10 protein-coding genes are annotated in these 11,730 nt (G+C 68.8%); 4 read left to right on the top strand and 6 right to left on the bottom strand.

The genetic code is table 11. From position 1 onward, the window contains the following. The first annotated feature begins 51 nt into the window (after window positions 1-51). Window positions 52-966 (top strand): AraC family transcriptional regulator, encoded by a 915-nt coding sequence (locus tag WKR98_RS17655; protein ID WP_124689409.1) that lies wholly within the window; start codon window positions 52-54, stop codon window positions 964-966. Here WKR98_RS17655 and WKR98_RS17650 read toward each other — a convergent pair. The 3 genes from WKR98_RS17650 to WKR98_RS17640 all read right to left on the bottom strand — a co-directional run bounded on the left by WKR98_RS17650 (window position 954) and on the right by WKR98_RS17640 (window position 3,982). Further along, entirely contained in the window at window positions 954-2,204 is a 1,251-nt protein-coding gene (locus WKR98_RS17650; protein WP_341434220.1) for an MFS transporter, read from the bottom strand. The two genes, WKR98_RS17655 and WKR98_RS17650, sit on opposite strands and share 13 nt — an antisense overlap. Before the next feature lie 2 nt (window positions 2,205-2,206). Then, window positions 2,207-2,818 (bottom strand): isochorismatase family protein, encoded by a 612-nt coding sequence (locus tag WKR98_RS17645; protein ID WP_161567814.1) that lies wholly within the window; start codon window positions 2,816-2,818, stop codon window positions 2,207-2,209. A 219-nt stretch (window positions 2,819-3,037) separates the two neighbouring features. Beyond that, the gene (locus WKR98_RS17640; protein ID WP_161567815.1) at window positions 3,038-3,982 is read right to left on the bottom strand and encodes a LysR family transcriptional regulator; all 945 of its coding nucleotides are present in this window, start codon (window positions 3,980-3,982) and stop codon (window positions 3,038-3,040) included. Between the two features lie 114 nt (window positions 3,983-4,096). On the opposite strand from WKR98_RS17640, the gene WKR98_RS17635 reads away from it, so the two are divergent. Genes WKR98_RS17635 through WKR98_RS17625 form a run of 3 tightly spaced genes read left to right on the top strand, consistent with a single transcriptional unit; the run spans window position 4,097 to window position 6,665 of the window. Next, window positions 4,097-5,038: an SMP-30/gluconolactonase/LRE family protein gene (locus tag WKR98_RS17635; protein ID WP_341434219.1), complete on the top strand. Its 942-nt coding sequence runs from the start codon at window positions 4,097-4,099 to the stop codon at window positions 5,036-5,038. Next, window positions 5,035-6,000 (top strand): Bug family tripartite tricarboxylate transporter substrate binding protein, encoded by a 966-nt coding sequence (locus WKR98_RS17630; protein WP_341434218.1) that lies wholly within the window; start codon window positions 5,035-5,037, stop codon window positions 5,998-6,000. Before WKR98_RS17635 ends, WKR98_RS17630 begins: the two co-directional genes overlap by 4 nt. 2 nt (window positions 6,001-6,002) lie before the next feature. After that, on the top strand, window positions 6,003-6,665 hold the full coding sequence (locus WKR98_RS17625) for a hypothetical protein (RefSeq protein ID WP_341434217.1): 663 nt from the start codon (window positions 6,003-6,005) through the stop codon (window positions 6,663-6,665). Here WKR98_RS17625 and WKR98_RS17620 read toward each other — a convergent pair. The 3 genes from WKR98_RS17620 to mfd are packed head-to-tail and all read right to left on the bottom strand — an operon-like array spanning window position 6,640 to window position 11,727. After that, complete coding sequence (locus WKR98_RS17620) at window positions 6,640-7,293, bottom strand: TetR/AcrR family transcriptional regulator (protein ID WP_124689416.1); 654 nt, start codon at window positions 7,291-7,293, stop codon at window positions 6,640-6,642. The genes WKR98_RS17625 and WKR98_RS17620 overlap by 26 nt on opposite strands. Window positions 7,294-7,352: 59 nt before the next feature. After that, window positions 7,353-8,213, bottom strand: a complete 861-nt coding sequence (gene serB, locus WKR98_RS17615) for a phosphoserine phosphatase SerB (RefSeq protein WP_124689417.1) — start codon at window positions 8,211-8,213, stop codon at window positions 7,353-7,355. Between the two features lie 28 nt (window positions 8,214-8,241). Next, window positions 8,242-11,727 (bottom strand): transcription-repair coupling factor, encoded by a 3,486-nt coding sequence (mfd, locus tag WKR98_RS17610; protein ID WP_341434216.1) that lies wholly within the window; start codon window positions 11,725-11,727, stop codon window positions 8,242-8,244. Window positions 11,728-11,730: the final 3 nt, after the last annotated feature.

Raw genomic sequence — 11,730 nt, 5'->3', positions numbered from 1 at the left:
TCCGGGGGCCGGGTAGTATATGCGGGTCCTTCCCGCCTTCCGGGAGATCCCGTGAACCCCGACCGTTCCCCGACCGCCGCCCGCTTGCGCCGGGTACTGATGGATACCGGCGCCTACAGCCTGCACCAGTCGTTCGACTACGGAGGACGGCTGGCCGGCAGCGTGGTGCATTGCAGCTTCGATGCCCATGAGCTGTCGTGTCCGGCGCTGCCTCACATGCTTCTGCTCGTCTCGCACGAGTACCGGCTGAGATCGGCCAGGTTCGATCTGGGCTGGGGATACCGCGACCACTTCGTCAATTTCGCCAATCCGCTGCACCTGATTCCGCCCGGTACCGCCTTTCGCTGGGTAAAGGACGGCCCGGCGCGGGTGTCGCTGCTGACGTTCGACCAGCAGGCGGCGCTGGAGATGTTCGACGAGCTGGGGTGCCGGCGGCCGGTGGACGGCATGTGGTCGCTGGCCCAGCGCGGTTTCGTCAGTCCGCTGATCTACACGGCCCTGGGGGCGTTTTCCCAGGACCTGGGGGCCGGGCACGGGTCGCGCCTGCTGTCCGACAGCTTCGGCGCCCTGGTGCTGAATGAACTGGGCAAGAAATGGCGGGCGGAGCCCGCAGGCGCGACGGCCTCGCGCCTGGGTCCCCAGGCGCTGCGCAAGGTCACCCGGTACATGGACGAACATTTGGCCGAGGATGTTTCTCTGGCCGAGCTTGCTGCCTTGTGCGGTTTGAGCCGCTACCATTTCCTGCGCTGTTTCAAGGCCGCGCAAGGCGTGTCGCCGTATCGCCATCTGACCGCGATGAGGGTGGAGCGGGCGCGCCACCTGCTGGCGACGACGGACCAGCCCGTCTCATATGTCGCCAGCGTCTGCGGCTTCGCGTCGGCGGGCGCAATGGGCCGGGCCTTGAAGAAGGCCCTGGGCAGTTCGGCCTCGGCCTACCGCGCCACGGCCGGCCACTACGACGCCTGAGCCTGCGCGCCGGCCTCGACCTTGCGCGGCGCCGTTTCCTTCAGGAACAGCGACACCACGGTACCGAGCGCGATGCCCCCCAGCGCCAGGTACAGCGTGTACTGGATGCCGTGGTGCTGGGCGATGTAGCCGGCCACCACCGGCGCGACCCCGCCGCCGAATATCTCGCCCAGGCCGCTGACCGTGCCGATGGCCGAGGCCACCATGCCGGGAGGCGCCGCTTCGGTAGCGATGGGGCCCGTCATCAGGGCCAGCAGTCCGAAGCAGAAGAACGACACCACCAGCAGCACGCCGAACAGCGCCCAGGGCGAGGCCTCGGTCCGGATGAAGGCGTACAGGGCCAGCGCGGCGCCTATGAAGGCCAGGAAGGCGGCCGCGCGGCGGCCGATGAAGTCCGAGATGCCCGGCACGGCGAATTCTCCGAAGAACCCGCCGATGCCGATGGCCGAGACCACCAGTCCCATCTGCTGCGGCGTCAGCTTCAGATAGTCGGTCAGGTAGTTGGGCACCATGGCGCCCACCACGAAGATGCCGGTCATTGCGCACAGGATGGAGCCGACCGCGAGCAGCAGGTTGCGCCGGCGCAGCAGCTCTTTCCAGGACAGCGTGGCCCCGGCCGCCGGCGCGGCGGGCAGTCCGGCCTGGACGCCCTTGCCGGGTTCACGGATGACCTTGTACATGAACCACGCCAGGATCAGGCCCGGCACCGCCGACAGGAAGAACACGTAATGCCACGAGGGCAGCACGTCCATCAGCTGGGTCGCGATGATGGGCGCCAGGCCCAACCCGAACAGCGGGAAGGCGCTTTGCTGCAGCCCCTGGTTCAGGCCGCGGCGCCGGGGATGGGACGCTTCGCCGGCCGCGGCCACGCTGGCAGGGCAGAAGGAGCCCTCGGCAACGCCCATGACCGTGCGGATCAGCATCAGGCTGATCAAGCCGGTGGCCAGCCCCGACAATCCGGACAGGCAGGAAAACGCGATGGCGGCCGGGATCAGGACCTTGCGTCGGCCGACGCGGTCCGAGACGCGGCCCATGGTGATGGAGAACACGCCCCAGGCCAGGCCCAGCACCCCGATCAGCAGGCCGAGGTCCTGGTAGGACAGGTCCAGGTCCTTCATCATGAAGGGGAACATGGGGGCGAGCAGCCAGCGGTCCAGGCCCATCAGGCCGAAGCCCAGCGCCAGGATGGTGACGGCCTTCCATTCATAGGCGGTGTCGTGCGCGGATGTCCGGGCCATGGTCATGCTCCGCCCAGCGCGTCCAGGACCTGGCGCGTGGAGACGACCTTGCCGAACACGCGGTCGATGGTGGTTAGCGTGGCGAGGTGCGAGGCGTCGTCGAAGCCGCCGGTGGCGTCGTCAACGAAGAAGACCCGCAGGTCGCGCATGAAGGCGCTGCGCGCGGTCGACTCGCAGCACACGCTGGTGACCGTGCCGGTGATGATCACGCTGTCGACCGCGTTGCGGCCGCGGATGTTGCGTATGACGGTTTCGAGCCGGGTGTTGTAGAACGCGTCGTAGCGATGCTTGGGGATGACGACTTCGCCGGGACGGGGCGCCAGTTCGGCGATGATCTCGACCCCGGGCGTGCCCGCGCGCATGCCGGCCGTCTTCAGGTGCGGCAGCTGTGTCGTTTCCAGCGGCGATACATCGAACTCGTCGTACAGCACATGCTGGGTGTAGATGACCGGAACGCCGGCTGCGCGGGCCTGGGCGACCAGCGCGGCCATGGCGGGGATGCGCTGGCGCGCGGCGGGAACCTCCATGGGCGCGTCCTGCAAGACGAAGTCGTTCTGCATGTCGACGACCAGCAGGACGGCCTTGGCGGGATCCAGGGAAAGGGAAGAGGGCATGCGGTTGGCCTCCGTGGCGATGGGTGGAAGGCCGAACATAGCGCCGGCGGCCGCGGGCCAAGCGCAGGAAATTGCGGTGATCGCGCAAAAGTTGCGCAGCGGAAGAGGAACTTGCCCATTTTTGCGTCACAGCCCGGAAACCCGCATGGAATCTGGGTGGAACGGGGTTGTGCCCGCGCTGTCCCCAGGGTTTTCCACATCGGCTGGGGATAAACCGGGTCAGCCCGGCGGCCGCGGGCAACTTTCCGGCCGGTCGGGCCAGGTGCCGTCGCGCGCCAGCCGTGCCGAGGTCGCGACGACCAGATCCCGGATGCCGGCCACCGCGCTGTGCGAGGCGCCATGGGAGGTCGCCAGCACCACCCGCGCGGCGGTGCGCAGGTCGGACACCGGGGTGGCCTGGACGCGGCCGGCCAGCCATTCCTCGATGAAGGACGAGACGATCATGACCGAGCTGCCGTTGCCCGCGGCGATCAACTGCACGGTCTGGGCCATGGAGTCCAGCTCGTGCTTGATCCTGAGTGCCAGGCCGCGCTGCTCGGCCTCGCGCGACAGCATCTGGCGCACACGGTGGCGCAGCGTGGGCAGCACGAGGTCCATGCGGGCCAGCTCGGGAAAGGGGACGGCCCGAGCGGGGGGCGTGGAGCCATCCGCCGGGGACACCAGGTACAGGGGCTCGTCGCGCAGGGGATCGATCAGATGGGGGCTGCCGGTCTCGCCCACGGTGAACAGGATGGCCATCTCGAGCCGGTTCTGCTTCAACAGCGTTTCGAGTTCGTCGGTCATGGCTTCGACCACGTGCAGCGTCACGTCGGGGTGCGCTTGCTCGACCGTCTGCAGCAGGGGAACGGTCATCATGCGGCTGATGCTGCTGGGAATGCCGATGCGCACGATGCCGCGCGGCGATTCGGCGTCCTGCCGCAGATCGTGTTCGGCGGCCGCCACCATGTCCAGGATGCGGCGGGCGTGGCCGAGCAGCTTGCGGCCGGACGGCGTGGGCTGCACGCCATGGGCATCGCGCACGAACAGGCGGGTACCCAGCGAATCCTCCAGTTTCTGTATCTGCGCGCTAAGCGCGCTCTGCACGACGTGCAGGCGTTCGGCCGCCTGCGAGAAGCTGCCGGTTTCCAGTATGGTGACGAAGTAGCGCAGGCGTCGCAGATCCATGGCGGGCGTGGCCCGGGGGGCATCGCGGATCCAGATGGGGGCATCTGAAAAAACCGTTACCCGGGCTGGGGAACGACTGCCATTATAGGTGGCTGTCCCACCCGTCCTGGTCCCATGTACGCCGCTCCGCCCGATCTGCCCACCGAGGTCTACGCCGCGCTGCCGCCATCCCTGCACCTGACGCAGTCCACGTCGCCCTGGGTGCGCGCGCGGGGAGCCGGCCCGCTGCATTCCTTCCTGGAAGGCCCGGCTTTCGATCGGGACGGGGCGCTGTACTGCACCGACCTCGCCCATGGGCGGATCTTCCGCATCGATCCGGCGGGACGGTTCTCGCTGGCCTGCCGCTACGACGGCGAGCCCAACGGCCTGACGCTGCACCGCGACGGCCGCCTGTTCATCGCCGACCGGCGCCACGGCATCATGGCCATGTCGCCCCGGGACAGCCGTCCACGGACGCTGCTGGCGCCGGACGAGGCGCGCCGGCTCCAGGGCGTCAACGACCTTCTGTTCGCGGCCAATGGCGATCTGTATTTCACCGACCAGGGCGACAGCGCGCTGAACCGGCCCACGGGCCGGCTGTGCCGGCTGCGGCGCGGCGCCAGCCAGGTGGAAACGCTGGTCGACAGCCTGGCGGGCCCGAACGGCCTGGCCTTCGCGCCGGGCGAGCGGCTGCTGTACCTGGCCGTGACCCGCGACAACGCCATCTACAGCGTGCCGCTGGACGAGGCGGGGCGCGTCGGCAAGGTGGGGCGCTTCATCCAGCTGTCGGGCAGCCCGACCGGCCCCGATGGCCTGGCGACGGACATGCGCGGCAATCTGGCCGTCGTCCATGCGGGACTCGGTTCGGGATGGCTGTTCAGCGCGATGGGCGAGCCGCTGCTGCGCATCCGTTCGTGCGCGGGCCGCCGCACCACGAACGCCGCGTATGGCGGGCCCGACCGGCGCACGCTGTACGTGACCGAGGCGGAGCAGGGCGTGATCCTGGCCGCCAGGATGCCCGAGCCCGGCCTGCCACCGTACGCACACATGAAGAACGACAACGAGGAGACTCCATGAAACGCATTGCGTTTGCGCTGGCCATCCTGGCCGGCGCGCCGGGCGCCGTGCACGCCCAGGACTACCCGTCCCGCCCGATACGCCTGATCGCGCCGTTCGCGGCGGGCAGCTCGGTGGACATCCTGGCGCGCGCGCTGGCGCAACCCTTGTCACGGCATCTGGGCCAGCCCGTGGTGGTCGAGAACAAGGGCGGCGCGGGCGGCAACATAGGCGTGGACATGATCGCGAAGGCGCCCAAGGACGGCTATACGATAGGGATAGGCACGACGGGGCCGATGACGGTGAACCCGGCGCTATACGGATCGAAGATGCCCTTCGACACCCGCAAGGACCTGGCCATGGTGGGCGTGATCGCCAGCAGCCCCAACGTGCTGCTGGTGCATCCCTCGGTGCCGGCGCGCAACCTGCAGGAGTTGATCGCCTACGCCCGCGCGCATCCGGGCAAGCTGAACTTCGCCTCGTCGGGCGTGGGCAGCACCAACCATCTGGCCGGGGAGCTGTTCAAGTCGCTGGCGCGCGTCGAGATCGTGCACGTGCCCTACAAGGGCAACCAGGACGCGCTGACCGACCTGCTGGCCCAGCGCGTGCAGATCCTGTTCAGCGGCGTGCCGCCGGTGCTGTCCTTCATCAAGTCGGGCCAGTTGCGCGCGCTGGCGGTGGCGGGGCCCGAGCCTTCGTCCGCGCTGCCGGGCGTGCCCACGGTGGCCCAGGCCGGGCTGCCCGGCGCCGAGGTCGTGGCCTGGTACGGCCTGATCGCCCCCGCGGGCACGCCGCGTCCGGTGGTCGAGCGGCTGAACGCGGAACTGCGCAAGGCCCTGGCGCTGCCCGAGGTGCGGGCGCAACTGGCGTCGGCGGGCGCCGATCCTTCCAACGACGGGCCCGAGGCCTTCTCCAGGCTGGTCGATAGCGAGTTGCAGAGATGGCAGCGCGTGATCACCGATGCCAACATCAGAATGGAATGACCATGCAAGCAACCGGTTTGATCGCGGTCTGGCTACACGTGCCGCCGCATCGCGAGGAAGAGTTCCATGCGTGGTACGAACTGGAGCACATACCCCAGGTCGTCGGGCTGGAGGGGTTCGTCAGCGGGCGCCGCTACTACTGCGACGACGCGTTCCCCAAATTCCTGGCGCTTTATGAGACGCGGGATGAAAGCGTGGAGGACAGTCCCGGTTTCCAGCACGTGGTGACGCATCCGACGCCGTGGTCGGGCCGGATATGGACTTTCTTCGGCAAGGACCGCATCCGGCGGAACCTGGTCCGGCTGGCGGCGGTGGCGCACGGCGAACAAGCGGAGCCCGGTGCCGTGCTGCTGCGGGCCTTCCGGCCGCCGCGGCCCCTGGCCGAGGCCGATGGGCTGGAGCAGGGAAGGGCCAGCGGGGATATTCCCGGCTGCACCCGATACCGGCTGTTTCACCAAGTCCGCGATCCCGGGCGCTACCTGGAGATCTTCGATTTCGCCACGCCGGAGCACGCGGGGGAGCCGGCGCTGGCGACCTTCTTTGATCGACCCGCGCGGCGCCGCTTCGACGACGGCGCCCAGGATGCCGTGCGGCATGTCTACACGGCCACCGGGACGCCGCTGGTGAAGGGCGGGGCGGTCAGGGGCGCAGGTAACCCAGGATGACGTCGACCATGTGGGCCAGCCGTTCGTCCAGCGCGGGGGGCGCCATCAGGTCGCGGCCGAAGATTTCCGACAGCGTGTACTGGTTGGACAGATAGAAATAGGCCACGCTGGCGATGGAGATGTAGAGCTGCACCGGATCGACGCCGGCGCGGAACAGGCCTTGCGCCTGGCCGCGTTCCAGGATGTCGGCCAGCCATTGCACGAAGGGCGAGTGCATGTCCCGCACCTGGGACGAGCGCTTCAGGTGGGTGGCCTGGTGCAGGTTCTCGTTATTGAGCAGGCACAGGAACTCCGGGTTTTCCAGGTAGTAGTGCCAGGTGAACTCGACCAGCCTGCGCACGGCGTCGGGCGGATTCAGCGCTTCCAGGTGCAGTTCCCGTTCGGCCTGGCGGATGGCGGCATAGGCGCGTTCCATCACGGCCAGGAACAGGTCGTCCTTGTTGTTGAAGTAGTAGTAGATCAGCCGCTTGTCGACCTTGGCGCGTTCGGCAATGCGGTCCATGCGGGCCCCGCCCAGGCCCAGCGACGCGAACTCGGCGGTCGCGGCTTCCAGGATGGTCTGGCGCGTGCGCTCGGCATCGCGGGTGCGGGGCGCATCCGCCGAGGCCTTGGCTGGGCGTGGTGACATGGCGGGCAAATCCTGAAAATGGGGCTGGACCGTAACACTACAACAGAAGCGGCCGCGGATCAGCCCAGGGTATCCTCGAACCAGTTCAGGATGCCGTCCAGGCCGCAGACGTTCAGCGCGCGGCTGGTCTGCTCGCGCACCACGGGCTTGGCGTGGTAGGCCACGCTCAGGCCGGCCAGTCCCAGCATCTTCAGGTCGTTGGCGCCGTCGCCCACGGCGATCGCGCGCGCCAGCGGCGCGCCGTGGCGCTGGGCGAACTCGCGCAGGTGGCGGGCCTTGGCGTCGGCGTCCAGGATGGCGCCCTGCACCTTGCCCGTGAGCCGGCCGTTCTCCACTTCCAGCGTGTTGGCGTGCGCCTCGTTCAACTGGAGCCGCTGCTGCAGGCGGCTAGTGAACCAGGTGAAACCGCCCGAGACCAGCAGGGTCTTGATGCCCACCCGCTGCGCCGCCAGCAGCAGGCGCTCGGCGCCCGGGTTCAGCCGCAGCCTTTCCACGTAGACCTGTTCCAGCGCGTCCAGCGGCAGCCCCTGGAGCAGCGCCACGCGGCGCGTCAGGCTTTCGCTGAAGTCGGCGATCTCGCCCCGCATCGCGGCTTCGGTGATGGCCGCCACCTGCGGCTTGAGGCCGGCCATGTCGGCGATCTCGTCGATGCATTCGATGTTGATCAGGGTCGAGTCCATGTCCATGGCCAACACCTTCCAGTCGGCCAGCCGGGCACCCGGTTCGACGTAGGCCCAGTCCACGCGGGCCTCCTGGCAATAGGCGGCGACCCGGGCGCGCGCCGCGGGGGCATCGTCGGCCTCGGTCAGGCGGACGGCGCCGGGCGCGAGTTCGACGATGCGCCGGGCATGGGCCAGGGCCGAGACGTGTTCGATGGCTGCCTGGGCGAGGTCGGGGGCCTGGATAACGAGATGGGTCATGGGTAGGGAATGGAAAGGGGAAACGGGTTCAGACCAGCGAGCGCAGCACCGTGCGCACAGCGTCCACGCGCGCCTTCAGGTCGGCGCCCTTGATCTCGATGCGCAGCTTGTCCTGGCCCGACAGGCGCATGTGGCGGTTCTTCTGGACCAGGCTGATGACGCGCATCGGATCGATGGGAGGATTGGGCTCGAACTGCAGCACGGCGGCCGATTCGCTGGCATCGATCTTGATCACGCCCACCGACTTGGCCGCCAGGCGCAGCCGGTGGATCTCGATCAGGGCGCGCGCCGCCTCGGGCAGCTTGCCGAAACGGTCGATCAGCTCTTCCTGGATCGTGTCGATGTCGGCGGCATCTTCGCAGTTGGCCAGGCGCTTGTAGATCGCCAGGCGCGCATGGACGTCGCCGCAATAGTCCTGCGGCAGCAGGGCGGGCACGTGCAGGTTGATCTCGGTGGTGGCCGACAGCGGCGCGTTCAGGTCGGGTTCGCGGCCGTTCTTCAGGGCCCGGACCGCTTCGTTCAGCATGTCGGTGTACATCTGGAAGCCGACTTCCTGGATGTTGCCCGACTGCGATTCGCCCAGCACCTCGCCCACGCCGCGTATCTCCAGGTCGTGCATGGCCAGGTAAAAGCCCGAGCCCAGTTCCTCCATGGCCTGGATGGCTTCCAGGCGCTTCCTGGCGTTGCTGGTGATGGCGTCCTCGCCGGGCGTCAGCAGATAGGCATAGGCCTGGTGGTGGGAGCGCCCGACGCGGCCGCGCAACTGGTGCAGCTGGGCCAGGCCGAAGCGGTCGGCGCGGTGCAGCACGATGGTGTTGGCCGTGGGCACGTCGATGCCGGTCTCGATGATGGTGGTGCAAAGCAGCACGTTGTACTTCTGCTGGTAGAAGGCCTTCATGACCTGCTCCAGCTCGCGCTCGGGCATCTGCCCGTGCGCCACCGCGATGCGCGCCTCGGGCACCAGTTCCTCGAGCTTGGCGCGGCGGTTGTGGATGGTCTCGACCTCGTTGTGCAGGAAGTACACCTGGCCGCCGCGCTTGAGTTCGCGCAGCAGGGCCTCGCGTATGGTGCTGCCGTCCTCGCGCCGCACGAAGGTCTTGATCGCCAGCCGCTTCTGCGGCGCGGTGGCGATGACCGAGAAATCGCGTATGCCTTCCAGCGACATGCCCAGCGTGCGGGGGATGGGCGTGGCGGTCAGCGTCAGCACGTCGACCTCGGCGCGCAGCGCCTTGAGCGCCTCTTTCTGGCGCACGCCGAAGCGGTGTTCCTCGTCGATGATGACCAGGCCGAGGTTCTTGAACCTGACCTTGTCCGACAGCAGCTTGTGCGTGCCGATGACGATGTCGACCCGGCCATCGTTGATCTGCTCGATGGACGCGCTGATGTCCTTGGCCGACTTGAAACGGGACAGCTCGACCACGCGGACCGGCCAGTCGGCGAAGCGGTCGGCGAAGTTCTGCGCGTGCTGCTCGGCCAGCAGGGTGGTGGGGCACAGCAGCGCGACCTGCTTGCTGTTGGCCACGGCGATGAAGGCGGCGCGCAGCGCCACCTCGGTCTTGCCGAAGCCCACGTCGCCGCATACCAGCCGGTCCATGGGCTTGCCCGAGGTCATGTCCTGGATCACGGCCTGGATGGCGGCCGCCTGGTCCGGCGTTTCCTCGAAGCCGAAGGTTTCGGCGAAGGCTTCGTAGTCGGACATGGGCAGCTTGAACATGTGGCCCTGGCGCAGCGCGCGGCGGGCGTACAGGTTCAGCAGCTCGGCGGCGGCGTCGCGGGCCTGGGCGGCGGCCTTGCGGCGGGCCTTCTCCCACTGGCCGGAGCCGAGCTGGTGCAGCGGCGCGGTCTCGGGGTCGGCGCCGCTGTAGCGCGCGATCACGTGCAGCTGCGACACCGGCACGTACAGCGTGCTGCCGCCGGCGTACTCCAGGTGCAGGAACTCCATCTCGCCTTCGCCGATGTCCATGCTGACCAGGCCCTGGTAGCGGCCGATGCCGTGCTGGACGTGGACGACCGGATCGCCCACGCGCAGCTCGGACAGGTCGCGCACCATGGATTCGACGTTGCTGGCCCGCTCCTGGCCGCGCTTGCCGCGGCGGACGGCGTGGCCGGAGAACAGGTCGCTCTCGGTCAGGAACAGCAGCTTGGGGTCGGCCAGGCCGAAGCCCGAGGACAGCGGCGCGATGCCGATCGCGAAGGACGAGGTCCGGCCCAGGAAGTCCTGTACGGACTCGACCGGTTCGGGGTCCAGCCCGAACTCGGCCAGCATCTGGGCGATGGTCTCGCGGCGGCCGGCCGATTCGGCGCACAGCAGCACCCGCTGGTCCTGCCGGGCCGCCAGGGCGCGCAGGCGCGCCACCGGGTCGTCGGCCTTGCGCTGCACGGCGACCTCGGGCGGAGAGGTGAAGGCCGGATGCGGGCGGTCGCCGGACAGCGCCAGGCGGGCGAAGCGCTTCAGGTGGCCGAACAGGCCATCGGTGTCCAGGAAGATCCGGGACGGGGGCAGGATGGGGCGCTCGCGGTCGCTCTTGAGGAATTCGTAGCGGCTTGAGGTGTCCTGCAGGAAGCGCCGGATGGTGTCCTCGGCGTCGCCCAGCGTGACCGCGACGGTCTGTTCGCCCAGGTAGTCGAACAGCGTGGCGGTCTCGTCGAAGAACAGCGGCAGGTAGTATTCGACGCCCGGGAAGGCGATGCCGTTGCCGATGTCCTTGTAGGGCGTGGCGCGCGACGGGTCGCCCTCGAATTCCTCGCGAAAGCGCGCGCGGAACTCGTTGCGCGCGGTCTCGTCCATCGGGAACTCGCGGCCCGGCAGCATCTGGATCTCCTTGACGGGATACAGGCTGCGCTGGGTGTCGATGTCGAAGCTGCGGATGGACTCGATGGTGTCGTCGAACAGGTCCAGCCGGTAGGGCAGGGCCGAGCCCATGGGGAAAAGGTCGATCAGGCTGCCGCGGATGCAGAATTCGCCCGGCGCGGTCACCTGCGTGACGTGCGTGTAGTTGGCCAGCGTCAGTTGCGCGCGCAGCGCGGCCTCGTCCAGCCGGTCGCCCTGCTTGAACGAGAACGTGTAGGCCGCCAGGAACGCGGGCGGGGCCAGCCGGTACAACGCGGTCGTGACCGGTATCGTCAGGACGTCCACGTCCTGGCGCAGCAGGGCATGCAGGGCCTTCAGGCGCTCGGAGATCAGGTCTTCGTGGGGCGAGAAGGCGTCGTAGGGCAGGGTTTCCCAATCGGGGAACTGGTGCACCCGCAGGCCGGGCGAGAACAGGCGGATTTCCTCGGCCAGGCGCTGGGCGTCCAGCGGATCGGCCGTGAGCACCGCCAGCGGCTTGCCGGCGCGGCGCGCCAGGTCGGCCAGCAGCCAGGCGTCGCCGGCGCCCGGGGGGCGGGGCTGGGCATAGCGTTCGCCGGGCCGGAGCGCGGCCAGCACGGCTTGCGTCAACGCCGAAGGCAGGCAGGCGGCGGGCGTGCTGGCGGAAGGGGAAGACGTGGAGGCGGTACTGGCTGGGAGGGACATCGG

Source organism: Pigmentiphaga sp. YJ18, from assembly GCF_038066655.1.
Taxonomy (GTDB): domain Bacteria; phylum Pseudomonadota; class Gammaproteobacteria; order Burkholderiales; family Burkholderiaceae_B; genus Pigmentiphaga.
Note: the sequence above shows the minus strand (reverse complement) of the source record. Positions and strands in the feature narration are given on the sequence as shown.